This is a genomic window from Flavobacterium aerium, from assembly GCF_030766725.1.
GTDB classification, from domain to species: domain Bacteria; phylum Bacteroidota; class Bacteroidia; order Flavobacteriales; family Flavobacteriaceae; genus Flavobacterium; species Flavobacterium aerium.
Map to the genome: position 1 here is coordinate 141,848 of NZ_JARQWR010000001.1, position 26,087 is coordinate 167,934.

At 33.4% G+C, this 26,087-nt stretch carries 22 protein-coding genes and 1 pseudogene; 16 read left to right on the forward strand and 7 right to left on the reverse strand.

Annotation, left to right across the window (positions count from 1 at the left end; translation table 11 throughout):
- Positions 1-15: 15 nt before the first annotated feature.
- The 14 genes from P6733_RS00660 (at position 16) to P6733_RS00725 (ending at position 14,799) form a co-directional block, all read left to right on the forward strand.
- Positions 16-1,584: a DUF4270 domain-containing protein gene (locus P6733_RS00660; protein WP_306349646.1), complete on the forward strand. Its 1,569-nt coding sequence runs from the start codon at positions 16-18 to the stop codon at positions 1,582-1,584.
- An 8-nt stretch (positions 1,585-1,592) separates the two neighbouring features.
- Positions 1,593-3,440 carry a glutamine--fructose-6-phosphate transaminase (isomerizing) gene (gene glmS / locus P6733_RS00665; RefSeq protein ID WP_306349647.1) on the forward strand — a complete coding sequence of 616 codons (1,848 nt, stop codon included), beginning with the start codon at positions 1,593-1,595 and terminating at the stop codon, positions 3,438-3,440.
- Positions 3,441-3,746: 306 nt separating this feature from the next.
- A complete protein-coding gene (atpD, locus tag P6733_RS00670; protein WP_306349648.1) occupies positions 3,747-5,258 on the forward strand; it encodes a F0F1 ATP synthase subunit beta in 1,512 nt (503 codons plus the stop codon).
- Between the two features lie 28 nt (positions 5,259-5,286).
- Positions 5,287-5,580, forward strand: a complete 294-nt coding sequence (locus P6733_RS00675) for a F0F1 ATP synthase subunit epsilon (RefSeq protein WP_306349649.1) — start codon at positions 5,287-5,289, stop codon at positions 5,578-5,580.
- A gap of 93 nt (positions 5,581-5,673) precedes the next feature.
- Positions 5,674-6,825, forward strand: a complete 1,152-nt coding sequence (locus tag P6733_RS00680) for an aminotransferase class I/II-fold pyridoxal phosphate-dependent enzyme (RefSeq protein ID WP_306349650.1) — start codon at positions 5,674-5,676, stop codon at positions 6,823-6,825.
- Positions 6,826-6,953: 128 nt separating this feature from the next.
- Positions 6,954-7,817: a TraB/GumN family protein gene (locus P6733_RS00685; RefSeq protein WP_306349651.1), complete on the forward strand. Its 864-nt coding sequence runs from the start codon at positions 6,954-6,956 to the stop codon at positions 7,815-7,817.
- A 7-nt stretch (positions 7,818-7,824) separates the two neighbouring features.
- Positions 7,825-8,328 carry an RNA polymerase sigma factor gene (locus P6733_RS00690; protein ID WP_306349652.1) on the forward strand — a complete coding sequence of 168 codons (504 nt, stop codon included), beginning with the start codon at positions 7,825-7,827 and terminating at the stop codon, positions 8,326-8,328.
- Complete coding sequence (locus P6733_RS00695) at positions 8,318-8,938, forward strand: hypothetical protein (protein WP_306349653.1); 621 nt, start codon at positions 8,318-8,320, stop codon at positions 8,936-8,938. The genes P6733_RS00690 and P6733_RS00695 overlap by 11 nt, the downstream gene beginning before the upstream one ends.
- Positions 8,939-9,072: 134 nt before the next feature.
- On the forward strand, positions 9,073-9,690 hold the full coding sequence (gene bioD / locus P6733_RS00700) for a dethiobiotin synthase (RefSeq protein WP_306349654.1): 618 nt from the start codon (positions 9,073-9,075) through the stop codon (positions 9,688-9,690).
- Positions 9,691-9,717: 27 nt separating this feature from the next.
- A complete protein-coding gene (gene bioA, locus P6733_RS00705) occupies positions 9,718-10,989 on the forward strand; it encodes an adenosylmethionine--8-amino-7-oxononanoate transaminase (protein WP_306349655.1) in 1,272 nt (423 codons plus the stop codon).
- Entirely contained in the window at positions 10,990-11,883 is an 894-nt protein-coding gene (locus tag P6733_RS00710) for a LysR family transcriptional regulator (RefSeq protein ID WP_306349656.1), read from the forward strand.
- Positions 11,884-11,956: 73 nt separating this feature from the next.
- Positions 11,957-12,877, forward strand: a complete 921-nt coding sequence (locus P6733_RS00715) for a YeiH family protein (protein ID WP_306349657.1) — start codon at positions 11,957-11,959, stop codon at positions 12,875-12,877.
- Positions 12,878-12,982: 105 nt separating this feature from the next.
- On the forward strand, positions 12,983-13,573 hold the full coding sequence (locus P6733_RS00720) for an SET domain-containing protein (RefSeq protein ID WP_306349658.1): 591 nt from the start codon (positions 12,983-12,985) through the stop codon (positions 13,571-13,573).
- Between the two features lie 62 nt (positions 13,574-13,635).
- Positions 13,636-14,799: a beta-ketoacyl synthase N-terminal-like domain-containing protein gene (locus P6733_RS00725; protein WP_306349659.1), complete on the forward strand. Its 1,164-nt coding sequence runs from the start codon at positions 13,636-13,638 to the stop codon at positions 14,797-14,799.
- 33 nt (positions 14,800-14,832) lie between these two features.
- Here P6733_RS00725 and P6733_RS00730 read toward each other — a convergent pair whose 3' ends face one another.
- From P6733_RS00730 to P6733_RS00755, 6 genes and pseudogenes are all read right to left on the reverse strand, one after another.
- The gene (locus P6733_RS00730) at positions 14,833-15,300 is read right to left on the reverse strand and encodes a regulatory protein RecX (RefSeq protein ID WP_306349660.1); all 468 of its coding nucleotides are present in this window, start codon (positions 15,298-15,300) and stop codon (positions 14,833-14,835) included.
- Between the two features lie 27 nt (positions 15,301-15,327).
- A pseudogene (locus tag P6733_RS00735) lies at positions 15,328-15,723 on the reverse strand (cupin-like domain-containing protein); the annotation flags it as partial.
- A gap of 62 nt (positions 15,724-15,785) precedes the next feature.
- Entirely contained in the window at positions 15,786-16,871 is a 1,086-nt protein-coding gene (gene bioB, locus P6733_RS00740; protein ID WP_306349661.1) for a biotin synthase BioB, read from the reverse strand.
- Positions 16,872-17,018: 147 nt separating this feature from the next.
- Positions 17,019-18,320 carry an HTTM domain-containing protein gene (locus P6733_RS00745; RefSeq protein ID WP_306349662.1) on the reverse strand — a complete coding sequence of 434 codons (1,302 nt, stop codon included), beginning with the start codon at positions 18,318-18,320 and terminating at the stop codon, positions 17,019-17,021.
- The gene (locus P6733_RS00750; RefSeq protein WP_306349663.1) at positions 18,317-19,252 is read right to left on the reverse strand and encodes a bifunctional riboflavin kinase/FAD synthetase; all 936 of its coding nucleotides are present in this window, start codon (positions 19,250-19,252) and stop codon (positions 18,317-18,319) included. The genes P6733_RS00745 and P6733_RS00750 overlap by 4 nt, the downstream gene beginning before the upstream one ends.
- A 103-nt stretch (positions 19,253-19,355) precedes the next feature.
- On the reverse strand, positions 19,356-21,431 hold the full coding sequence (locus tag P6733_RS00755) for a T9SS type A sorting domain-containing protein (RefSeq protein WP_306349664.1): 2,076 nt from the start codon (positions 21,429-21,431) through the stop codon (positions 19,356-19,358).
- A 329-nt stretch (positions 21,432-21,760) separates the two neighbouring features.
- Here P6733_RS00755 and P6733_RS00760 point away from each other — a divergent pair, with 329 nt between their 5' ends.
- The gene (locus P6733_RS00760; protein WP_306349665.1) at positions 21,761-25,033 is read left to right on the forward strand and encodes a zinc-dependent metalloprotease; all 3,273 of its coding nucleotides are present in this window, start codon (positions 21,761-21,763) and stop codon (positions 25,031-25,033) included.
- Positions 25,034-25,097: 64 nt separating this feature from the next.
- Here the strand turns inward: P6733_RS00760 and P6733_RS00765 are convergent, their stop codons facing one another.
- Positions 25,098-25,619: a hypothetical protein gene (locus tag P6733_RS00765; protein ID WP_306349666.1), complete on the reverse strand. Its 522-nt coding sequence runs from the start codon at positions 25,617-25,619 to the stop codon at positions 25,098-25,100.
- A 189-nt stretch (positions 25,620-25,808) separates the two neighbouring features.
- Between P6733_RS00765 and P6733_RS00770 the strand changes: the two genes are divergently transcribed.
- Positions 25,809-25,976 (forward strand): hypothetical protein, encoded by a 168-nt coding sequence (locus tag P6733_RS00770; protein ID WP_306349667.1) that lies wholly within the window; start codon positions 25,809-25,811, stop codon positions 25,974-25,976.
- The last annotated feature ends 111 nt before the right edge of the window (positions 25,977-26,087 follow it).

Below are 26,087 nucleotides of genomic sequence, written 5' to 3' on the forward strand. Positions count from 1 at the left end.
TCTATTAGTGTACATATGAATACAATTTCATTTATAAAGAAATTAGCGTTAGTTGTAGGAGTAATTTTCCTTGTCTCGTGTGATAAAGATTTTAATACTATTGGTGGTGATATCGTTGATGATAATAATTTCAATTTTGAAAAATACACAGGATTGACTTTAAATGCTTACAATCAATCATTAGGGCCAGTTCAAACGAACAACCTTCCTTTGAATGCATTGGGGATTTACAATAATCCAGCATTTGGGAAAACAACTGCAAGTTTTGTAACGCAATTGGAACTAGCGACTCAAGATCCAGATCTTGGAGGCGATGTAGCTACAGTTGTTGTGGAAAGTGTTCAATTGTATGTTCCGTATTTTCAAACTTTAAAGGCGACAGCTGCTACAGGTGATAATACGTATGAATTAGATTCAATTTATGGTTCGTCAAAAATTAATTTAGAGATTTTTGAATCAACTTATTTCTTAAGAGATTTTGATCCAGAAGGAGGGTTTCAAGATCCACAGAAGTATTTTTCTAATGAGTCGGATCAAGGATCTAATTTTAATGCAAATCATAATGCTTTAAAATTGAATGATAGTGATGTGCCAAGTCAGAATACAGAATTTGTTTTTAGTCCTTTAGAATATGTTTCTACAGATTCAGATGGAAAGACAGTACGTACTGTTCCTGGAATGAAGTTGGATTTGAATAAGGCATTTTTTAAAACTAAAATTTTCAATGCACCTACAGGGCAGTTGGTTAATAATAATATTTTTAAAAATTATTTCAGAGGCTTATACTTCAAGGTTTCAGCATCTGCTGCCAACCCAAATGGAGGAGCCTTGAATTTGATGGATTTCTCAAAAGGAACAATCACAATCAAATATAAAATCACGAAAGAAGGAGTAGTTTCGGATAAATCGTTGGTGTTGAATACAAAAGGTAATTCAGTAAATTTATTGAATACTACACCTACGCCAGAATATACTGCTGCGGTAGCAGATCCAAACAGTGAGCGATTATATGTAAAAGGAGGAGAAGGTACAGCGACATTCATTGATCTTTTCAGTGCTGAGGAATTAGCCGATATTAGAGGAAAAGGATGGTTGATTAATGATGCTAATTTGGTGTTTTATGTAGACAAAACAGCAATGACAGGTGCGGATGAACCACAAAGAGTTTATTTGTATGATGCAAGAAATAGTAAGCCTTTGATGGATTATTATTTAGATGCTTCTACAAATGCAAAATTCGCAAAGTTGAACAAAGGTGTTTTTGATGGTATAGCTCAGAAAGAAACAGGTACTAACGGAAGAACAATAAAATATAGAGTTAGACTAACAGAGCATATTAAGCACTTGATAAGTAATGATACTGTGAAAAACGTAAAACTTGGTTTAGTGATTACAGAAAATATTAATACTATTACAAATGCATTTATAAAAAATCCAATTACAACTCCTGCCGGACAAATTAAAAGAGTGCCGATGGTTTCTATTATTAATCCACTTGGTACAGTGATGTATAGTAATCATACTACACCAGCAAATGAAAGTAAAAAGTTGAAATTAGAAATTTATTATACTAAACCTAATTAGTAAAAAGTATGTGTGGAATTGTTGGTTATATAGGTCATAGAGAAGCGTATCCTATTATTATAAAAGGATTAAAGCGATTAGAATATAGAGGTTATGATAGTGCTGGTGTCGTGTTATACGATGGTGGTGATTTAAAGTTGTCAAAAACGAAAGGAAAAGTTACAGACTTGGAAGAGCGTGTGGCAAAAGAAATTACAACTAATGGTACTATCGGTATGGGTCATACGCGTTGGGCTACACATGGTGTGCCTAATGATGTGAACTCTCATCCACATACATCTAATTCTGGTGACTTAGTAATTATTCATAATGGTATTATTGAGAATTATGAGCCATTAAAAAAAGAATTAATTAAAAGAGGGTATGTTTTTAAATCAGATACAGATACAGAAGTATTGGTAAACTTGATTGAAGATGTACAGAAAAAAGATAACCTAAAACTAGGGAAAGCAGTTCAGATTGCTTTAAACCAAGTGGTAGGAGCTTACGCAATTGTGGTTTTTGATAAGAAAAAACCAAATGAATTTGTGGTAGCAAGATTAGGAAGTCCATTAGCAATCGGAATTGGTGAAGGAGAGTATTTTATTGCTTCTGATGCTTCTCCATTTATTGAATATACACCAAATGCGGTGTATTTAGAAGATGAAGAAATGGCAGTTATTCGCTTGAATAAAACATTAAAGGTTAGAAAGATTAAAGATGACTCTTTAGTTGATCCGTATGTTCAGGAATTAAAAATGAACTTGGAGCAGATTGAAAAAGGAGGATATGATCATTTTATGCTTAAAGAAATTTATGAGCAGCCAAATGTGATAAAAGATACTTACCGTGGAAGACTTTTGGTAAACAAAGGAATTGTTCAAATGGCGGGTATTGAAGATAATCTTGAGAAATTTGTTAACGCTCAAAGAATACTGATTGTTGCTTGTGGAACATCATGGCATGCCGGTTTGGTAGCCGAATATGTTTTTGAAGAGTTTACAAGAATTCCTGTTGAAGTTGAATACGCATCAGAATTTAGATATAGAAATCCTATTATAAATGAAGGAGATGTTGTGATTGCAATATCTCAGTCAGGGGAGACAGCAGATACATTGGCCGCTATTAAATTAGCAAAAGAAAAAGGAGCATTTGTATTTGGAGTATGTAATGTAGTTGGATCTTCAATTTCAAGAGAGACACATGCCGGGGCTTATACTCATGCAGGTCCAGAAATTGGTGTAGCTTCAACAAAAGCATTTACAACACAAATTACGGTGTTGACTATGATTGCTTTGCGTTTGGCAAAAGCAAAAGGAACTTTATCGACACCAGATTTCCATAGATACCTTCAAGAATTAGAATTGATTCCTGAGAAAGTAAAAGAAGCATTAACTTCAAATGATGTGGCAAAACAAGTTGCAGCCGTTTTTAAAGATGCAACAAACTTCTTGTACTTAGGTAGAGGATATAACTTCCCTGTAGCATTAGAAGGAGCATTGAAATTAAAAGAAATTTCATATATCCATGCAGAAGGTTACCCTGCGGCAGAGATGAAGCATGGTCCAATTGCGTTGATTGATGAACATATGCCAGTAGTTGTAATTGCTCCTAAAAAAGGACATTATGATAAAGTGGTGAGTAATATTCAAGAAATTAAAGCAAGAAGCGGAAAAATTATTGCAGTAGTTACAAAAGGAGATGTGCAAGTAAGAGAATTGGCGGATTACGTAATTGAAATCCCTGAAACTACAGATGCATTATCACCATTATTGACTACTATTCCATTACAATTACTATCGTACCATATTGCGGTAATGAGAGGGTGTAATGTGGATCAGCCAAGAAATTTAGCAAAATCAGTTACTGTTGAGTAATTTAGATTTGAAATAATAAAAAAAGAGCGAGAATATATTCTCGCTCTTTTTGTTTTTAAAAGCTTCATTTTGAATTTATTCGGTGTAACTTTGTAAAGAGTCGGAATTTTAAAATCGTATTCAAGCTTTTAGTGTGAAAAAGTCATAAATGCTTTGTTTAAAGGCATTCACGCATAAGTATTGTAATACTTTAATAAAAAAACGTCAAAAAATTATTAATTTTTCATTTTAAAAACTATCTTTGCGCTCTGAAAAAAGAGGTTATTTTTCAAAGACTTAAATAGCTGTTTAATAAATACATAAGTAATGTCTAAAGTAATAGGAAAAGTTGCACAGATCATCGGTCCAGTGGTTGACGTAGTGTTCAATACACAAAATGCCGAACTTCCAAAAATTTATGATTCACTAGAAATCACTAAAAAAGATGGTTCGTTATTAGTACTTGAAGTACAGTCTCACATTGGAGAGAATACTGTTCGTACTATCTCTATGGACTCAACTGATGGTTTAAGCAGAGGTCAAGAAGTAGTGGGAACAGGGAATCCAATTCAAATGCCAGTTGGAGGAGATGTTTATGGTCGTTTGTTTAACGTAATTGGAGATGCTATCGATGGTTTAGGTGATTTGCCTAAAACAGGAACGAATGGTATGTCAATTCACCGTCAAGCACCAAAATTCGAAGATTTATCAACTTCAACAGAAGTTTTATTTACAGGTATTAAAGTAATCGATTTGATCGAGCCTTATGCAAAAGGTGGTAAAATTGGATTATTTGGTGGTGCTGGAGTAGGTAAAACAGTATTGATTCAAGAGTTGATTAACAATATTGCAAAAGGTCACGGTGGTCTTTCTGTATTCGCAGGAGTAGGAGAGAGAACACGTGAAGGAAATGATTTACTTCGTGAGATGTTAGAATCTGGAATCATTAAATATGGTGACGAATTCATGCACTCTATGGAGAATGGTGGATGGGACTTGTCTAAAGTAGACAAAGAACTAATGAGAGATTCAAAAGCAACTTTCGTTTTTGGACAAATGAATGAGCCACCAGGAGCACGTGCTCGTGTTGCTCTATCTGGATTAACTATCGCTGAATATTTCCGTGATGGTGCTGGAGAAGCGCAAGGGAAAGATGTATTATTCTTCGTAGATAATATCTTCCGTTTTACACAAGCAGGTTCTGAAGTATCAGCGTTATTAGGACGTATGCCATCTGCGGTAGGTTACCAACCTACATTAGCAACAGAGATGGGTGCGATGCAAGAACGTATTACTTCAACAAAAAGAGGATCTATCACATCTGTACAGGCGGTTTACGTTCCTGCGGATGATTTAACCGATCCAGCTCCAGCAACAACGTTTGCTCACTTAGATGCAACAACAGTATTGTCTCGTAAGATTGCTGAGCTTGGTATTTACCCAGCAGTAGATCCATTGGATTCTACATCACGTATCTTAACACCACAAATTTTAGGTGATGAGCATTACGATTGCGCACAAAGAGTAAAAGAAATTCTACAAAAATACAAACAACTACAAGATATTATTGCAATTCTTGGTATGGAGGAATTAAGTGAAGAAGATAAATTATCGGTATCTCGCGCACGTCGTGTACAACGTTTCTTATCTCAACCATTCCACGTAGCAGAGCAATTTACAGGTATTAAAGGTGTTTTAGTAGATATTAAAGATACAATCAAAGGATTTAATATGATTATGGATGGTGAGTTAGATCATCTTCCTGAATCTGCCTTCAACTTAAAAGGAACTATTGAAGAAGCTATCGAAGCAGGACAAAAAATGTTAGCGGAAGCATAATTCAATTATTAACTTTTAATCAATAGATATGTATTTAGAAATTGTATCACCAGAAGGAGCTTTATTTAAATCTACAGTAGATTCTGTTACTGTACCAGGTGTGGATGGAGAATTCCAAATGTTGGAAAATCACGCTCCTATTGTCTCTTTATTAGGGAAAGGAACGATTAAAATTCATATCCATACAAAAGAACATCAAGTATTTGATACTTTACATTCTACTGTGATTCCTCATATTGATGATGACAAAGTTTTAACTTTAGAAATCACTTCAGGAACATTAGAATTGAAGGATAATAAAATAATTATTTTAGTTGAATAAAATAATTCTGTTACAAGAAAAAAACGCCAAGCTTTATGTTTGGCGTTTTTTTTTATTAATATTGTTCAGGATTAATTAAGATTAGAATTGTAAATGAAGGACTTTCCACAATCATTACTGGAGAAATTAAATGCTAGAGAAGAGAATAATTCTTTAAGAGTATTACCTGTTTTAAAAGCTGAAAAAGTAGATTTCTCATCCAATGATTATTTGGGATTTTCACAATCAGAAACGATATTCAATTTAGTACACAACTATCTTATTGATCATAAGATGATTCAAAATGGAGCCACTGGTTCCAGACTATTATCTGGGAATCATCCATTATACCCAATAACGGAAAAGTATATTGCTGAATTCCATGAAGTGGAAAGTGCTCTCCTCTTTAATTCAGGATATGATGCAAATATTGGCTTCTTTTCCTCTGTTCCTCAGAAAGGAGATATTGTACTGTATGACGAATATGCCCATGCTTCCATTCGAGATGGAATACGCCTTTCGAATGCCCAATCCTATAAGTTTACCCATAATGATTTAGAAGACTTAGAAAAAAAGCTTGGTAAGGCTAGTTTAGGAGTGGATAGAGTAATTTATATTGTTACGGAGTCAGTATTCTCGATGGATGGTGATTCGCCTGATCTGGAAGGTTTAATTAATCTTGCGGAGAAATATAGAGCACTTGTCGTAATTGATGAAGCTCATGCATTAGGTGTTTTTGGAGATAAAGGAGAAGGTTTAGTTCAGTTTTTACATTTGCACGATCGTGTTTTTGCACGTATTGTAACCTTCGGAAAGGCATTAGGCTGCCATGGAGCAGCTATTCTTGGCTCTGAAAAACTCAATAAATATCTTGTGAATTTTGCTAGAAGCTTTATTTATACAACGGGTTTATCTCCTCATTCCATCGCTACAATTTTAATAGGATATCAATACTTACAAGCTAAAGAAAATAAGTCTTTACATCAACTAAAAGATATTATTTTGGTATTCCGACAAGAGATCAATATGTTATCTATAAGACCACTATTTGTCTGGAGTAAATCGGCAATACAATCGGCAATTTTACCGGGGAATGATAAAGTTCGAGCAGCAGCAGCAATACTTCAAAGTAAAGGATTTGATGTAAAAGCAATTTTGTCTCCGACTGTTCCTATAGGACAAGAACGACTGCGTTTTTGTTTACACTGTTATAATTCAAAAGAAGAAATAGCAGAAATTTTAAAAGAATTATGTGAATTAATTTGACGATTAAAACCTTGATTTTCAGTATTTATGTTGTTCGATTTTATTTTTTTAGCAGAAAAGTTTATTTTTTATGTAACGAATGGAAGAATTGAATACTTACGTGTTATAACCTTAAAAAAATAGATAACATGAAGAATTTATTCAAAATTGCAGCCTTAATATTAGTTTCATTAGTAAGTAGTGGAACACACGCCCAAGAAAAAAAATCAAATCAATCCTTATTATGGGAAATTTCAGGAAATGGATTGACTAAGCCCTCTTACCTTTATGGAACAATACATATGATTTGTAAAGATGATTTTATCTTTTCTGAAAAAACAAAAAAAGCATTAGATCAGGCAGGTCAATTAACGTTAGAAATAAATATGACGGATCCAAAAGAAATTGCCGATGTACAAAGCTTCTTTATGTCAAATGTACCATTAAGTAAAAAGTTGACCCCTAAACAATATGCGGAAGTTGATCAGCTCACCACAACTAAACTAGGGATGTCTTTAGGTAAAATGGGAAATGCAAGCTTATTTGCTGTATATGGCTCATTTTTATATAAAGCAATAGGTTGTACTGATATCAAATCGTATGAGAATGAATTTATAACCTATGCAAATAACCGAAAAATGAGCGTTGCAGGTTTAGAATCTGGACGTGCTCAAATGGAAAATATCAACAAAGCTTATCCAGATGATTTTATTGTTGAATTAATTAAAGCTGATGAAGAATACAATATAATGTGGGCTGAATTAATAGAAGCATATAAAAATGAAGATTTGAAAAAAACATACCGCTATATTACTGATTCTAAGTTTATGAACCCAGAAGCTATGAAATGGTTACTAACGGTTAGAAATACGAATTGGGTAAATAAAATGCCAGCAATGATGCAGGAAGAAAGTAATTTCTTTGCGGTGGGAGCTGCCCATTTAGTAGGGAAAGATGGTGTGATTGAATTATTAAGAGCAAAAGGATATAAAGTGAACCCAATAATGAACTAGTATTATTTTGAAAACGAAAGAACAAGAATTTCTTACGCTTATCGAAACTCATAAAGGGATTATTCATAAGATTTCCAAAATGTATATGGATAATAGAGACGACCAAGATGATCTTTTTCAAGAGATTATCTATCAAGTATGGAAGTCCTATGATTCATTTAATAAACAAAGTCAATTTTCTACTTGGATGTATCGCGTTGCTTTAAATACAGCAATTGTATATCTAAAAAAAGACAAAAAGAAAATAGATCGATATGAGATTCCCTCCTCAAATATTAAAGAAATTGAGGATGATACTGAAACAAAAGAAATACAATTGAATCATTTCTATAGAGCACTTCAAAAGCTTGATAAAATAGAAAAAGCATTAGTTTTTTACCACTTAGAAAATTATTCACACAAAGAAATTGGAGAAAATATGGGTATTTCTGAGGTAAATGCACGAGTGAAATTAAACAGAGCAAAAAACAAATTAAAAGAACTTATAAAAAATCAAGGCTATGAATTTTGATGATATACAATCCGCCTGGAATAGCGATTCCGAAAATAAAAATATAAAAGTACCTACAAATCTTGAGCAACTAAAAACAGCTAATATGCCACTGGATCGTATTCGAAAAAATATGAGACTAGAAATTATTACACAGCTTTTAGCAATAGTATTTATTGGAATCTTACCTTTTAAAATGGAATTTAATCCAAAGTTTATTACCCCTTTTTATATGTTATATGGTGTAATGATTTTAATCTCAATATATTATTTTACTAGATTTTACTTCTTTTATAAAAGAATTGATGGCAGTACACTGAACTCAAAAGAAAATCTATTTGCCGTCTATTATGATATAAAGTTAAATATCGAAATGTATAAATCATTTGCTTATTCTTTACTGCCGTTTGCCTTTTGTTTTCTGATTATGATTATGATGAGTCTCAATGGACGTGAAAAATTTGGAGTATTAGGATCGGAAATGACTGAGAATGGAATGATTATTTTTGTTGTATTGATACTAGCGTTGTTGGGGATGATTGTTGCTGCAACGGAGATATGGGTGAGGTATTATTATGGTAAATATGCAAAACAAATTAAAAACTTGCTCGATCAATTGAAAGACGAATAATATAAGTACAACCTGTTCAGTGATGGACAGGTTGTGGTGCTTTAAGTAATAGAAAATAAAACTAAATGAATTAAATAAACAAAGTATTCAAGGGGTTCGCTAAATTTGTAGTCTAAATATAGCATCCCATTATAATGAAAATATTTGTTACAGGAATAGGAACCGATGTTGGAAAAACAATAGCTTCAACCATAATTACAGAAGCATTAGAAGCAGACTATTGGAAGCCCATTCAGGCCGGTGATTTAAATGAATCAGACAGTCATAAAATAAAATCTAGAATTTCAAATTCTAAAACTACAATACATCCCAATGCCTACGCATTGAACACTCCTGCAAGTCCCCATCTTGCTGCTGAATTAGACGGAGTAACAATTGATCTTAAAAAGATAAAAGAACCCATAACAAAGAATCATTTAATCATTGAAGGAGCAGGAGGAATTTTTGTTCCATTGAATGATTCGGATACCATTATAGATTTAATCCAACCTGATTATAAAGTAATTGTAGTTTCCAGACATTATTTAGGAAGCATTAATCATACGTTGCTTACAATTGAAGCATTAAAAAATAAAGGAATTCAAGTAGCCGGAATCATTTTTAGTGGAAATGAAAATAGCGCCTCAGAATCAATGGTGTTGAAAAAAACAGGGATTAAGATGGTGGGAAGAATTGAAGAAGAACCCTATTTTGATCAGAATGTAATTTTGGAATATGCCGATCTTTTTCGTGAGAATTTAGAAAACCTATAAAGTATTAAAAATTAAAGAATACAAAGCATGACTTTACAAGAACGCGACAGCCAGCATCTTTGGCATCCTTATACACAACATAAAACAGCTCAATTACCGATTGCAATTGTAAAAGGCGAAGGCGCTTTATTATGGGATGAAAACGGTAAAGAATATATCGATGCAATTGCATCATGGTGGGTAAATCCATTTGGACACAGTAACCGATTTATTGCAGATAAAATATATAAGCAATTAACGACATTAGAACATGTATTATTTGGAGGTTTTACACATGAACCAGCAGTCGTATTAGCAGATCAGTTGATGCAAATTTTACCAAATAACCAGAAAAAACTTTTTTTCTCGGACAATGGTTCTACTGCTGTTGAAATAGCGATTAAAGTTGCTTTACAATTTTTCTTCAATAAAGGAGAAAAACGAACTACGATTCTGGCTTTTGAAAATGCATTTCATGGAGATACATTTGCAGCAATGGCAGCAAGTGGAATTTCTTTTTTTACAGAAGCATTTCAAGGCGCATTAATTGATGTTGTTCGAATTCCTGTCCCTGTAAAAGGAAAAGAAGAAGAAAGTTACAAGGCTTTAAAAGAAGCTATTGAAAAACATAAAGTTGCAGGATTTATTTTTGAACCACTAGTACAAGGAGCAGCTGGAATGGTAATGTATGCACCAGAAGCTTTGGATGAATTTATTCGAATTTGTAAAGCAAACGATGTGTTTACTATTGCAGATGAAGTGATGACCGGTTTTGGTAAAACGGGTAAAAACTTTGCTTGCGATTACTTGCAAACACAACCCGATATGATGTGTATTTCTAAGGCATTGACTGGTGGAACAATCCCAATGGCGATTACTTCTTTTACACAAGACTTGTTTGACGGTTTCTATGATGAAGACATTAATAAAGCATTATTTCATGGTCATACATTCACCGCTAATCCTACGGGATGTGCGGCAGCCTTAGCTAGTTTAGAACTATTGTTGACATCAGAAATGCAGGAAAATATTAAACGAATTAACCAGCAACATCACAATTTTCAACAAAGAATTCATTCCCATGCAAAGGTTGAAACAACGAGAGCCTTAGGAGTTATTTTTGCATTAGAAATAAAAACTGAAGGAGCATCCAGCTATTACGGAACGCTTAGGAATAAGTTATATGATTTTTTTATTGAAAAAGGTATTATCTTACGTCCAGTAGGGAATATCATTTACATTTTACCGCCCTATATTATCAGTGAAGCGCAATTGAATACCGTATATGATGCAATAGAACAAGTCTTAGATATACTATAAATGTTAGACTATAAGTATTTGGTTTTTTATAAAGTAGCACAAAATCTGAGCTTTACTAAAGCTTCGGAAGAATTGTTTATTACACAACCTGCTGTTACGAAGAATATTAAAGCTTTGGAAACAACGATTGGTTTGCCTTTGTTGAATCGTTCTGGAAATACCATTACGCTCACTGCAATCGGGCAAACCTTGTTGGGCTATATCAAAGAAACCATATGCTTAGAAGAAAACTTTTTATTTGAAGTCAATGCCTTGAAAGTCGAGTATTCAGGAAAACTAAAAGTAGGTTCCAGTACTACAATAGCGCAATATATACTACCCAAAACGTTGGCTAAATTTCAAGAAAAATTTAGTCAATTGGAATTATTGCTGCATGTAGGAAATTCAAAGCGCATTGAAGAAATGGTTTTGAATGGCGAAGTGAATATCGGTATTGTGGAAGGGATATCACATCAAAACGGACTAACCTATATTCCTTATCTAAAAGATGAATTAGTTGTTATAGCAAGTACAAAAAGTAATATTGCCAAACAGGATAAATTATCGTTAGAAGCCTTTTGTAAAACACCTTTGATTTTAAGAGAACATGGCTCAGGCACATTAGAAGTGATTACCAAACAATTAAACCAGTATGATATTACGCTGTCAGATTTACAAATACAGCTGCAAATGGGTAGTACAGAAGGTATAAAATCATATTTAGACTATGCTGAATGTGCTGGAATTGTCTCCATTCAATCGGTAGCAAAAGATCTTTTGAATAATCGATTCAAGATAATAGAAGTAGATCAACTTCAATTCAATCGTCAATTTTCATTTGTTTTGCCGCAAGGCGTTACTTCAGGATTACCATTGTTATTCATGGATTTTATTAACCGATCGGATTACTTTTAGTTATAGGCTATTCTAATTTTGAATTCGCAAAAATGTAATAGAATGCTCACCTTTGTACTATAAAATTAATAGTATGAAAAATACACCAAAAGGTTTTTTTATTCTTGGAATAATACTTTGTCTATTTCCCTTTGTGAATTCAGTAATCGCATTGAGTTTAGGGATTTTATATGCACTCTTTTTTGTCAATCCCTATGAAAATTTTACGAACAAGAGTACCAACTTATTATTGAAAATATCCATTGTAGGATTGGGTTTTGGGATGAATATCCATGAAGCACTAAAAGTAGGAAAAGAAGGGTTATTCTTGACGATATTCAGTATTGCTTTAACGCTGACCCTAGGATATTTCTTAGGTAAAAAATTCAATATTCAAGGAAAAACAGCTTTTTTAATTTCAGTAGGTACTGCCATTTGTGGAGGAAGCGCCATAGCTGCCATCGCCCCCTTACTCAAGATTAAACAAGATCAAATCTCATTAGCATTAGGAATTGTTTTTTTACTAAATGCTGTAGCACTCTTTTTATTTCCAGTTATTGGTCATTTCTTTATGCTATCAGAAAACCAATTTGGGATTTGGGCTGCGATTGCAATCCATGATACAAGCTCAGTGATAGGAGCAGCAAGTCAATATGGAGATGAAGCATTAAAAATAGCAACCACAGTAAAATTGAGTAGAGCATTATGGATTATTCCTTTGGCCCTTGTAACATCTTATAAAATGCGTTCTGAACAGAAAATTCAGATTCCATATTTTATTCTTTTCTTCATTTTAGCGATACTTTTTAATTCCTATTACCCAATTCCTGCTCTAACTTCAGTATTAACCTTTCTTTCTAAAAAAGGATTAGTTGTTGTATTATTTCTTATTGGAACCAAACTAACACTTGCAACAATCAAGAAAACAGGCTTTAAGATCTTTGCCTATGGATTATCTATTTGGGTTTGTATTGCAGCAGTTTCTTTATGGATAATATGCCAAACTAACAATTAAGAATTATTTATGACGGTATAGAATAGTCTAATGAAAAGATTATTTATTTTTGTCATTAATTATTAATCTAGTTAGCCTATAGGCTATTAATTTTTTATTAAAATTATGATGCATCCCGATACAGAAGTTCGTTTCATAAACGACGCAATTGGTTACGGAGTAGTAGCAAAAAAATTCATTCCAAAAGGAACCATTACATGGGCACAAGATGATTTAGATACACTTTATACTGAAGAAGAAGCTGCTCAATTAAGTCCATTAATGCAAGAATATTTAGAGACCTACTGTTTTAAAAATAATAAAGGAGAATTGGTTTTATGTTGGGATATTGCAAAATATGTGAATCATAGTTTTAATTCAAATTGTATGTCAACAGCTTATGATTTTGAAATTGCAATTAGAGATATTCATCCGGGAGAACAATTAACAGATGATTATGGATATTTAAATGTATCTGAACCTTTTAATGCAGTAGATGAAGGGACAAATCGAAAAGTGGTTTATCCAGATGATATACTGAACAATTACGAGAAATGGGATCAGTTGGTTATTGATAGTTTGCCACAAATGGAGCAATTACCGCAACCATTGAAAAAATTTATATCGACAGAAGTATGGGAATCCTTTGGGAAAGTTCTATCAGGAGCAGAACCTTTGAAGTCTATTTTGACCTGTCATTTTGAATTAGCTAAATAAAAACCGAAGTTTCTTCGGTTTTTTTATGCTTTGGTTTAATTTTGTACTTTAAAAAAATTGTTTTGAAAACATTTGAACCTATTGCCATTACTTCTATCGCTTCTATTTCTCCATTGGGAAACAATGCAGCTGTAATTTGGGAATCCTACCTTTCGAAGAAACATTATCTTGTTGAAAAAGATTTTGGAAATAATAAAGCCTATGTAGCCCAATTGGATGTAAATTCAAATGAAATGATACGGGAGTTAAAAGAGTCTGACCAGAAATATAAATCATTAGACCGTTCTGTTTTATATGCAGTTGCTGCTTCTCGTATGGCTGCTTCTCAAGCAGGATGGACAAAAGAAGCTATTTTCGGAGTGAATATAGGCTCTTCTAGAGGAGCAACTCAATTATTTGAGGATCATTATCAAGACTATTTGATTTCGGGTAAAGCGAATACGCTAAGCTCTCCTACGACAACATTAGGCAATATCGCATCTTGGGTAGCACATGATTTACAAAGTCAAGGACCTGAAATTTCACATTCTATTACTTGTTCCACAGCATTACATGCAATGTTGAATGGAGTAGCATGGCTAAGAGCGGGAATGGTAGATAAATTTTTAGTTGGCGGTAGTGAAGCACCATTAACACCTTTTACAATTGCGCAAATGCAAGCCTTAAAAATTTATGCAAAAGACAATGTAGAATACCCTTGTTTGGCTTTTGATTTGAATAAAGATCGCAATACGATGGTGATTGGAGAAGGAGCATCGGTGGCTTGTTTAGAAGTAGGGAAGAAGGACAATGCTTTGGCATACATTGAAGGAATTGGTTATGCAACGGAACTTTTACAGCACAATATCTCAATATCTACAGAAGCCGATTGTTTTCAGAAATCAATGCGAATGGCTTTAAAAGACACTCCTATTTCAGAAGTAGATGCAATTGTGATGCATGCGCCGGGAACCATAAAAGGCGATTTAACAGAATACAGAGCTATTCAAAAAGTATTTGGTACTGATGTGCCTAAGCTAACAACTAATAAATGGAAAATTGGCCATACTTTCGGGGCATCAGGAATGTTGAGTGTAGAGTTTGCTATATTGATGATGCAACATCAACATTTTATTGGATTACCCTATGGTGAGAAACAATCCAACTCAAAACCATTAAATAAGATTTTGGTGAATGCAGTAGGATTTGGAGGGAATGCAGTAAGTATATTATTGTCTAGAAATTAATACATCTATTTATATAACTAAAAAGCTTGGGAGTTAGTCTTCCAAGCTTTTTAGTTTTTCGTAAATTATTGTGCTTTCAAATCCTTTGCGCAGTAGAAAATCACAAAATTTTCTGCGTTTTTTTTGAACATTACTTTCACGAATAGACTCCCAATGTCTTTCTGCTAAGGCATGAAATGTTTCAGAATATTCTTCTGCACTAATTTCTTTTATAGCTTTATTAATATTGTAGGTAGAGATTTGTCTAAACTTTAATTCATTAACAATACGAATTTTACCCCAGTGTTTAATGCGGTGTTTGCCTCTAAAAAAACTACAAGCATAACGCTCTTCATTCAGGAAATTATGATTGATAAGATGTACAACAATCGTATCGATAGCCTGAGGAATCATTTTCATATCCCTTAGCTTTTGAGTTACTTCCTGATGACAACGCTCTTGATAACTACAATAATATTCTAATTTTAATTGTGCCTCCTGCAGCGTATATGTTTCATTCATCGATGAAGAATTAAATAGATTTTAGAGCTACTTTAAACCTAAGCTTTTATGAGCTCGAATAATCGCTTGATCATTTTTATAATTAATCCATTTCTGACCTTTGTACTTACGCATTAAATTATGATAATTACGTATGATCAAGATGTTATAAGCAGCATTGGCTAAATTACTCAATTTCCTCGGAAAAACTCGTAAACTCATTGAGAAACCAGGAATAACATATTTCATATAATGCCAATATTCTTCAGGCATATATAACATTTCACCATGATTAAGATGAGCAATTAGTCCTTGTAATTTTTCTAAAGCAGGCTATTTTTCAAAGTCTGGATTGTCAAAATCAATATCCTTTCTTGTAATTAAGGCCTGAGGAACTTTATATAAATATAGAGTTTGGTCAGGAGAGAATAAAATACATTGCTTTTACCACCAAAAAAAAGCTCTTCTCTGGAAGAGAAGAGCTTTTCAAACTATATTTTTTTAATTTATGATTTTTTACCAGAAGCTTCTAAATTACGGTCAATTTTATGACTTGGACGTGTCCATTTTGGTTTTTCACCCAAAGCTTGGAATTTTGAATCTTCAGCCTCTACTGTAGTAGGTTGAGATACTTTTGTAAATGGTTTTTGAGGATTCAATCCTAACATTTCAAACATTTTCATGTCTTCATTAATGTCTGGATTCGGTGTAGTTAGTAATTTATCACCGGCAAAAATTGAATTTGCTCCAGCAAGGAAACACATCGCCTGTCCTTCTCTGTTCATACTTGTTCTACCTGCAGAAAGACGTACTTGCGTTTCGGGCATAACAATTCTAGTGGTAGCAACCATACGAATCATTTCCCAGATTTCTACTGGTTTTTCCTCTTCCATTGGTGTACCTTCTACAGCAACTAATGCATTAATAGGCACAGACTCCGGTTGTGGGCTCAATGAAGCTAAAGCAACAAGCATTCCTGCACGATCTTCAATGCTTTCACCCATTCCGATGATTCCACCACTACATACAGTTACATTTGTTTTTCTAACGTTTTCGATGGTTTTCAAACGATCCTCATACCCACGTGTAGAAATAACTTCTTTGTAATATTCTTCAGAAGTATCTAAATTATGATTGTAAGCATACAATCCAGCTTCTGCTAGACGTTGTGCTTGATTTTCGGTAATCATTCCTAAAGTACAACAAACCTCCATATCAAGTTTGTTGATAGTACGGACCATTTCTAGTACTTGGTCAAATTCTGGACCGTCTTTTACATTTCTCCAAGCAGCACCCATACAAACACGAGATGAGCCATTTGATTTTGCGCGTAAAGCCTGAGCTTTTACTTGACTAACCGACATAAGATCATTTCCTTCTACTCCTGTGTGATAACGAGCAGCTTGAGGGCAATATCCACAATCTTCCGGACAACCACCAGTTTTTATAGATAATAAAGTTGACACTTGTACTACATTTGGGTCATGATGCTCCCTATGAATTGATGCTGCTTCGAAAAGCAAATCCATAATAGGTTTTTTATATATTGAAATAATTTCGTCTTTAGTCCAGTCGTGTCTTGTGATACTCATGATCGTATTTTAAAGTTGCACCAAAAATAGGAAATTCAGTTTTAAGTAGAAAGACTCTCATCAATTAAGTTATGATGTGAAATCATAAATTATGAATTGAGATGTATGTACTTGATAGCGAGTGGTGCTGTGTAGCTCTAATGATAGCTATTCATAGAGTAAAATCCAGTCATTATGGAAGAAATAATTCCATTTTGCTTGCGCAAAATCTACTGTAGGATCGGAAAAAGCTTTATAAGGAGCCCCATTGATAGACACATATGATTCAACATGTATAGAAACATCATGTCCTTTCTGAGCATATTCTTGTTTAATGTACTGTGCCATTTGCCAAATACCATCAGGACGAGTAGCGGCAAAGTTAATTTGCCTAGGCGTGAGTATCATCTCGAGTTGATAGGGTAAAACTTCATTTGTTTTTTTATCCGTTACCTTAAAGGTAGCATATCCATTCCGAGAACGCAGCATCATTCGCCAACTTAAGCGATGTCCTTCTTCTGTCCATAACACATCTCCTTTTATTAAATAATGGCGAAGTGGAAGAACTATTTGCACAAGAAAAAAAATAATAAAGAAATAAAGTGGTAAAGGATTATTTTGTGCTGTTTCTGTATCCGGCAATACTGGTTTTTTCTTTAGAAACCATTGTCTTATTTTTTCTGGAGGATAAAAGAAAAGACTGAAACTTAAGGCGAAGAATGGAAAAATACCAATCTGTAAAATACAGGCATTGAATAAATGAAAAATTAAAGAAGCAAAAAATGCAATGGTTCGGGTTCTTTTATACAATAGTAAAGGAACTATAAATAAATCGAAAGCAATTCCCGAGTAAGCGATAAACAGATAAAACCATTCTTTAGAGAATAATGACCCTACTATAGGGAAATTGGTCTTATCAATAAATAAATTCCGAGTAAATGTACCATTCAGCCAATCAGGATAAAATTTGGATACTGTGGCAAAAAAATAAACAATACTAATTTGTAAAATCATTATCCAAGAACACCATTGAGGCATACTTAAGCTTTTGATGCCAGGCTTTTGTTTTACATCTACAGAAGCATATTGATTTGCAGGTAAAAAAAGCATAATCACACAGACTACAATCAATAAATAATAATGATTATTATAAGATGCTTTTTGCATCAGATAAACGGTAGACCATAATAAGGTGAACAATCCAAGACTCCATTTGTATTTATAACCAATCATTACATTAATACCAAGAATTCCCATAATAATGAAATAGAAATACATGCCATTACCTGGTAAAGGATGTAGCCATTCAAATCCAATATGAGGAAATGTATAGGTAAGATCGATTAGATTGTTTTTAACCCAACCCGTTAGTATAGCGCCAAAAGTTTCTGCAGCTAATAAAAACCCAAAAAATATCCTGAAAATAACTAGAGGAGCATTGTCAATGGGTTTGTATAAAGCCTTCATCATTCGCTAATGGATTGAATAAAATCTAATGAAGTTTGTTTGTCTTTTGCAAGTTGTTCTTTAAGTAATGCTACTGAACCAAATTTTTCTTCCGAACGAATTCTTTTAAGGATAGAAATCTTCATAATTTGACCATATAAATCAGCATCTAAATCGAAGAAATTAATCTCAATAGATTGTTGAGTTCCTCCTACAGTAGGATTTGTTCCAATGTTCATCATACCATAAATCAAATTATTTTCAAAAGAACTTTTTACAATATAAACGCCATTTTTAGGAATAAGTTTATAATCCTCTTCAATCTTGATATTAGCAGTCGGGAAGTTTATGGTTCTGCCAAGTTGTTTACCTTGTACAACGGTTCCTGTTAAAGAATAATTGTAACCTAAATAACTATTGGCAAGTGTTATATTTCCTTCTAGTAAAGCATTTCGGATTTTAGTGGAGCTAATTGAAACTTCATCAATTTCTTGTGCAGAAATTTGTTCTACGTCAAAATCATACAAAGCACCAAATTCTATTAAATCATCAATATTAGCTGTTCTGTTTCGTCCAAAGCGATGATCATGGCCAATAATTATTTTTTTAATATTGAGTTTGTCAACCAATACCTCTTTTACAAATTCTTCAGCAGTTAAACGAGAGAATTTTTGATCAAAAGGATGAATAATTAAATGATCCAATCCAATTTCAGATAATAAATCTGCTTTTTCTGTAATAGTATTCAGGAGTTTAATATCTGAATGTTCTTGTAAAACCATTCGCGGATGTGGAAAGAATGTAAGAACTAGACTTTCGCAATCGCTTATAGCAGCACTTTGAATAAGTCGTTCGATAATTGTTCTGTGACCAATATGTACACCATCAAAAGTACCTAACGTAACGATAGTCTTATGCTTTGATGTAAAGTCTTCAATGGAATGGAAAATATTCAAAGTAAATGATTTAATAAAGTGCAAATTTAAAGTATACTTTACTATTAAAAAAAAAAGGAGGATTGAAATTTTCAATCCTCCTTTTTTTAATGATCTATTTTGATTAGTTTTTGATGAAACGAAGTGTTTTAGTTCTTCCTTCTTTGTCAATTTTAATAAAATAGATACCGTTGCTTAAGTTTGAAGTGTTGATTGATAAATCATTTTCACTATTTACAACAGAATGTTTGATCGTTTGACCTAAACTATTAATGATAGTATAACTTTCTGGTAAATCTGCACGGTTACCTACGTGAATGTTTAAGATATTTTTAGCTGGGTTAGGATATAAACTTAATGAACTCAAGTTTGTAAATTCATCGGTTCCTAAAGTACCAATACTAAATGAGATAGATTCTGAAGCCCCAAAATCTCCTGGGCGAGTAACGATAGTTGTTCCTTCTAGTGTTTTTAAGCTATAGTTACCATTTACGTTATTTTGACAACAGATACCATCTTGGTATAAGTCATTAATTGTGAAAGTATAGCATTGTCCGTTTACAACATCAAAAGAACTATTAGTTACTGCTGGTAAAGTTGTTCCAGGAGCATCAGCGTATGGTCCACCTGATTGTACAACAGTTCCACTAGAGTTTTTAAGAGTCCAAGTAGTTTCAGATCCGTATAAATCTAATTGTAACGCTAAGTTCACTTTTGTTGTAGTGAAGTTACCAGCTGCAACAAATGATTTAGTTTTACTATTGTTTAATGCATTTTCATCTGTAGCACCATTTACATTTACAAGAGTAGCTTGGAAACTGTGAGTCCCTACTGCAACCCCAGACAATTGATCAATAGTGAATGTAGCAGAAGTGTTTGATGCTAATGAACCAGACCAGTTATAAGTCTGAGCAGCACCATTGTCAACTTTATAAGTAATCGTAGCTGTTGTTAAAGTAGTAGTACCGTAGTTTGTAAGTTTTAATTGAGTAGAACAACCTGGGCTAATACTAACAATATCTAAAGATCCTTCTAATCCATAGCTAGGAGTATTACATACTGTAGAGTTTAACATAGAACTTCTACGGGTAGCATTATTCATTACAGCAATCATCCTTGTTTTTTGATCTTGTGTGAAGATATTCATACAAGCATCTGGTGTATAATCCATATAATTTTCAATCATATCTACTCCAGGATCTGGGCAAGTATCATTTGGATTACATACATAATTTGGATATCCGGCATTTGGAGTATCTGCACAGAAATCATCTACAGTACAATCTGGTGTAGTTTGATTTGGTCCGATGTTTCCATCTCCCCAAATATGGCGTAATCCTAACCAGTGACCAATTTCGTGAGTGGTAGTTCTTCCTTTGTCATAACCAGCCATAAGACTAGCTTGTGGATAAATAGCTCTTGATCCAAATGCATTATAACGCATTACTAATCCATCAGTGTTAGCAGCTCCTCCATTAGGATTTAAGCCTGGTAAATTTGATCCAGAAGGAAATTGAGCGTAACCTAATACTCCATTCCATTGTTGATCACCACCACCAATTCGGATAGTCCACATGTTTAAGTATTTAGTAGAATCCCAGATAGTAGCTGGTTTCAATACTTGCTCAACCATACCTCTATCTGTATATTGTACAAATCCCATATTAACACGGTCAATACCATTTGTAGGATTTCCTAGTGGATCAATCTGTGCCATACAGAATTCAATTTCTACGTCAGCACCAACTGGATTATTATTGAAGCCAGGAGTATTTACCATTCTTCTGTAGTCTTGGTTAAGGACTGTGATTTGTGATAAAACTTGTTCGTCACGGATATTTTCACCAGAACCTATTGCATCTCCATTATGAATAACGTGAACGACTACTGGTATACGAATTATTGTTGCAGTACTTCTATTTGCTAAACGATCAGCTTTTATTTTTGCTATTTGTGGTGCAATCCAATTTTCAAATTGACTAGTAGTCATTCTATTTGGATCACTTTGTTGTAGTGATTCTTCATATTCATTGCTAGCACATCTAATATAACCATCTGGACCTTTTATTCCATTATTAGTCGTAATAGTTTTACCAAAAGTAACAGCTCCTTTTTTCGGTTGATTTTGCGCTGTCATTGTCGTAGAGGTAATCCCTAGTAGCAATAAAGCGTAAAAACCTAGTTGGGTAGTTTTTTTCATGGAAAATTTATTAAGTTTTTATTGAGGTTACGAAAATATATTATTTTTCATATATATAATGTTAAATATTTTATTTTTTGTGAGTGCTTCTTTTTTTGAAATATAAAAATATTGTGAGTAGTTGAAAACACTGGTAATTGTGTATTGTTTAATTTTTTATTTGTTATTGTGATGATTACATTTTTTAATGATGTAAATGTGTGATTTTCATTGTTTTTTGGGTTAAATAATTACATTAAAATCACCTTTTTTTTAGGGTGCTTTCGTTTAATGTATATATTTGTTAAAATGTTAAAAAAAAACTAATTATTAATTAAAATAAATGAAAAATGAAAAAAACTTTATTATTGTTACTTGCTGTAATAGTTTTCTCTTTGGAAGGCTATTCGCAACAGAGTAAATTATGGACTCTGACGAATGAGAGCACTACAAGTACATTAGAAAAGGTTAATCGCGATTCAACTCCGAGAAAATTTGACCTCTTTCATTTAAATCTTGATTTATTAAAAAACAAACTCCAAAATGCTCCTTTAAGAAATGGATCTGGAGTTCAATCAAATGTAATTGTTGATTTTCCAAATGCGGAAGGTAAAATAGAAAATTATAGAGTGTATGAGGCACCTGTAATGCATGCCGAACTAAGTGCAAAACATCCTGATATAAAATCCTATGTAGGAATGGGAATTGATGATGCTACGGCGACTATTCGATTTAGTGTTACGCCATTTGGTGTACATACAATGATTTTTTCTGGTAAAACAGGTACACAATACATGGATCCTTATACTAAGGATTTACAAAACTATATGGTGTATAATAAGCAAGATCTATATACAACAAGAACATTTGGATGTGAAGTTGTTGAAGATGGAGTAGATGAAATGAAAGCCTCAATTGATCCAGATATTACTGTACAGGCAAGTAATGGTCTGTTTAAAACATACCGTTTAGCAATGGCTTGTACAATTGAATATGCAGCATATCATGTAAATGCAGCAGGATTACAGGCAGGTACATTAGCACAGAAAAAAGCAGCAGTATTAGCCGCAATGAATGTAACGATGACAAGAGTGAATGGTTTATATGAAAAAGACATGTCATTGACAATGGTTCTAGTGCCAACCAATGAAAGTGTAATTTTTATTGATTCAGATAGTTTTAATAATACGAGTGCTAGTGTTTTGATTAATCAAAGTCAGACAGTTATTGATGCGAACATTGGATTTACAAACTATGATATTGGACACACTGTTAGTACAGGTGGAGGTGGATTAGCACAATTAAATTCTCCTTGCTCTACGAGTAAAGCTAGAGGTATTACGGGTAGTTCGGCTCCAGTAGGAGATCCTTATGATATCGATTATGTTGCCCATGAAATGGGTCACCAGTTTGGAGCAACACATACATTTAATAATAGTTGTGGAGGTAATAGATCAGGGAATACAGCAGTTGAACCTGGAAGTGGAACCACTATTATGGCGTATGCTGGAATCTGTGCACCAAATGTTCAATCAAATTCTGATGCTCATTTTCATGCAGTGAGTCTTGCTCAAATGATTGCATTTGTAAATGGAGCAGGAAATTGTGGTGTAGTTGTCGCAAATAATAATGCTGCACCAGTTGTGGAGGCAGGGCCAAATTATAAAATCCCAAAAGGGACAGCATTTATTTTAAAAGGACAAGCTACTGATGCAGACAATGCAACAGGATTAACCTATTGCTGGGAACAAACAGATACTCAAGTTTCAACGCAACCACCTATAGTATCAGCAGTAGGAGGTCCTAATTTTAGATCATTACCACCATCATTATCACCAAACCGATATATGCCTGCTTTGTCAAGTGTATTGGCGAATAACTTAGCGCCTACTTGGGAGGTTATTCCAGCAACTATAACGGCAGACCGTGTAATGAATTTTGCCTTAACGGTACGTGATAATAAAACACCAAATGGAGGGCAGACAAATAGGGATAATATGACAGTCACTTTTTCGGGTGTTGCTGGACCATTTGTTGTAACAGCTCCAAATACAGTAGTTTCTTGGCAAGCAGGAACAAATCAAACAGTAACATGGAATGTTGCTGGTACTACAGCAAATGGGATTGATGCGAAATTTGTAGATATATATTTGTCAACAGATGGTGGACTAACTTTTACAACACAGTTAGCGAATAAAGTGCCAAATGATGGTTCTGAAATTGTAATGGTTCCAAATGTAGTAGGGACTACTAATAGAATTATGGTGATGGGGTATGATAATATCTTTTATGATGTATCAAATACAAATTTTGCCATTACAACACCTGCTACAACCTTCTCAGTTGCAGTTTCTGGAGAGCAAAATAAAACAGTTTGTAAAGGAACTAACGGTACTTTCGACTTGTCTTATTTGAATTTAAATGGATTCAGTGCAAATACTACTTTTACAGTGTCAGGTAATCCAGCAGGTTCAGCAGTTACTTTCTCTCCTGCATCTACAAATGCTAATGGAACTGTAGTAATGTCTGTAGCGAATACAGCTGCTAGTGATCTTGGATTTTATTCAATGACTGTTACAGCTACTTCGGGTACAACTACAAAAGTGGCTAATGTATATTTAGATCTATTGGATTCGAATTTCCCTACGATGAGCTTAACTTCTCCAGCTAATTTAGCAGTAGGACAATCAACAAGTACAATTGTAAAATGGACTGCTAATTCAAATGCATCAACATATGAATTACAATTGGCTTCTGATAGTGCATTTACTACAATTCTTAAAACTGAAACTACAACAGAGACAAGTTATTTGATGGCTGGACTAAATGAAGTGACAGATTATTATTGGAGAGTGAAGCCTAAAAACATCAGTTGTGAAGGTGCTTATAGTACTGGATATAAATTTACAACAGGACAAGTAGTTTGTCAGCCTTTTACATCAACAAATGTCCCAGTGACAATTGCTGCTACGCCAAATACGGTTAATTCTACTTTAACGATGACTGATGATTTGATTATTTCAAGTTTGAAAGTAATCTTAAACATAACCCATACTTATGTAGAAGATATGACAGTTACATTAATTAGCCCTGCAGGAATGGAAGTTCAGTTATTCTCTGAAGTATGTGGTGACAATGATAACGTAAATGCTATTTTTGATGATGCTGGAACAGCTATAACTTGTGGTGTAAATCCAGGTATTTCCGGAACAGTATTGCCAGCACAACCGTTGTCTGCATTAAACGGACAATCAACAGGAGGCGTATGGACATTAAGAGTTTCTGATCCATATCAAGGAGATGGTGGTTCAATAAATAGTTGGGGCTTGACAGTTTGTGCAGCACAAGATCCATTAGGAGTTGAAGAGAAAACGATTAAAGATTTTGTATTGTATCCAAATCCAAATAAAGGTAGTTTTACAGTACAATTTAGTTCTAATTCAAGCGAACAAATTGGTATTTCAGTACATGATATTAGCGGAAGAGTAATATTTGAAAACAAATATAATAATACAGGTCTGTTTAATCAGAACTTACAATTAAATCAAGTACAATCAGGTATCTACCTAGTTACGGTATCTGATGGGGCTAGAAAAATAATGAAGAAAGTTATTGTAGAATAATTGATCCTAATTATGTATAAAAAGAAAAGGGTTTTGAAATTTTTCAAAACCCTTTTTCATTATGCTAATATTGCGCTTTAATAGTACTGATTGTTTGAGGGACTTCACTGACTTTAAAATCTAACAGTAAAGAGTGTTTGTTCTTGTTTGTTTTGGAAATAGTTAAGGTGCCATTCTCTACCTTAAAATAACCAGCGCCCCCTTTACAATAACAGTGTCTTCCATAGAGCATTTTAGTTTGTTGAAGCGCCATACTGGAAAGTTGGAGTTCTGAACTATTCTGATCTACTTCAAAAAGAATTTCTTCTCTTAATCCACCATCTTCTAGATTCTCATCTGAAGTCTGGTTGTATTCATAATGAATCACATTTTTGGTTACATCATCAATTAATTGATAATAAATAGCGCCAATATCATCCTTTTTGACGACTAAACTTTTATTCTTCAAAACCTCAATTTTACAAGTCCCATCTGGAGGACAACTACTTTCTGTTTTTGAAATAGAATCAGTCATAGAGGTGCTAATTTTTTTTGGATTACAAGCCACAAGTAAGGGTAAAATGAATAGAATAGTTAGTTTTTTCATGAGTTTAAAAGTTTTAGTAGACTTTCTTAATTAATGGTAAAAAAAAGCAATTTTTAGTTGAGATATATGATTTGTAATATTTTACAGGTTTTAAATAAAATAATTTATGTTAAATTTATGTAAAAAAAAGAGAATAAATTACTTATATTTGAAAAAATATACAAATTAATAACCAAAATCAGACTAGAAATGAAGAAAAAATTATTTTTATCTCTTTTTGCTATTTTGCTGATAACCGGCATGAATGCGCAAGGAGGGAAGCTTTGGACAGTTGTTAGTGAGCAGAAGTTGAGCTCACAAGAGAAGGTCGTGAGAGATTCAAATCCAACGGACTATAAATTATATACATTGGATTAAATGCTTTAAAAGAAAGGTTAGCAGTAGCACCACAGTTAGATGCAGTATCTTCAAATGTTATTATTTCTTTTCCAACAGCAGAAGGAAAATTAGAAAATTATAGAATTTTTG

Bases quoted from the DNA above. Each gene is read 5' to 3' on its own strand.
- P6733_RS00660 (WP_306349646.1), top strand. From the start codon at position 16: ATGAATACAATTTCATTTATAAAGAAATTAGCGTTAGTTGTAGGAGTA.
- P6733_RS00720 (WP_306349658.1), top strand. From the start codon at position 12,983: ATGATGCATCCCGATACAGAAGTTCGTTTCATAAACGACGCAATTGGT.
- P6733_RS00710 (WP_306349656.1), top strand. From the start codon at position 10,990: ATGTTAGACTATAAGTATTTGGTTTTTTATAAAGTAGCACAAAATCTG.
- P6733_RS00760 (WP_306349665.1), top strand. From the start codon at position 21,761: ATGAAAAAAACTTTATTATTGTTACTTGCTGTAATAGTTTTCTCTTTG.
- bioA (WP_306349655.1), top strand. From the start codon at position 9,718: ATGACTTTACAAGAACGCGACAGCCAGCATCTTTGGCATCCTTATACA.
- bioB (WP_306349661.1), bottom strand. From the start codon at position 16,871: ATGAGTATCACAAGACACGACTGGACTAAAGACGAAATTATTTCAATA.
- P6733_RS00680 (WP_306349650.1), top strand. From the start codon at position 5,674: ATGAAGGACTTTCCACAATCATTACTGGAGAAATTAAATGCTAGAGAA.
- P6733_RS00715 (WP_306349657.1), top strand. From the start codon at position 11,957: ATGAAAAATACACCAAAAGGTTTTTTTATTCTTGGAATAATACTTTGT.
- P6733_RS00755 (WP_306349664.1), bottom strand. From the start codon at position 21,431: ATGAAAAAAACTACCCAACTAGGTTTTTACGCTTTATTGCTACTAGGG.
- atpD (WP_306349648.1), top strand. From the start codon at position 3,747: ATGTCTAAAGTAATAGGAAAAGTTGCACAGATCATCGGTCCAGTGGTT.
- bioD (WP_306349654.1), top strand. From the start codon at position 9,073: ATGAAAATATTTGTTACAGGAATAGGAACCGATGTTGGAAAAACAATA.
- P6733_RS00695 (WP_306349653.1), top strand. From the start codon at position 8,318: ATGAATTTTGATGATATACAATCCGCCTGGAATAGCGATTCCGAAAAT.
- P6733_RS00770 (WP_306349667.1), top strand. From the start codon at position 25,809: ATGAAGAAAAAATTATTTTTATCTCTTTTTGCTATTTTGCTGATAACC.
- P6733_RS00730 (WP_306349660.1), bottom strand. From the start codon at position 15,300: ATGAATGAAACATATACGCTGCAGGAGGCACAATTAAAATTAGAATAT.
- glmS (WP_306349647.1), top strand. From the start codon at position 1,593: ATGTGTGGAATTGTTGGTTATATAGGTCATAGAGAAGCGTATCCTATT.
- P6733_RS00685 (WP_306349651.1), top strand. From the start codon at position 6,954: ATGAAGAATTTATTCAAAATTGCAGCCTTAATATTAGTTTCATTAGTA.
- P6733_RS00675 (WP_306349649.1), top strand. From the start codon at position 5,287: ATGTATTTAGAAATTGTATCACCAGAAGGAGCTTTATTTAAATCTACA.
- P6733_RS00765 (WP_306349666.1), bottom strand. From the start codon at position 25,619: ATGAAAAAACTAACTATTCTATTCATTTTACCCTTACTTGTGGCTTGT.
- P6733_RS00745 (WP_306349662.1), bottom strand. From the start codon at position 18,320: ATGATGAAGGCTTTATACAAACCCATTGACAATGCTCCTCTAGTTATT.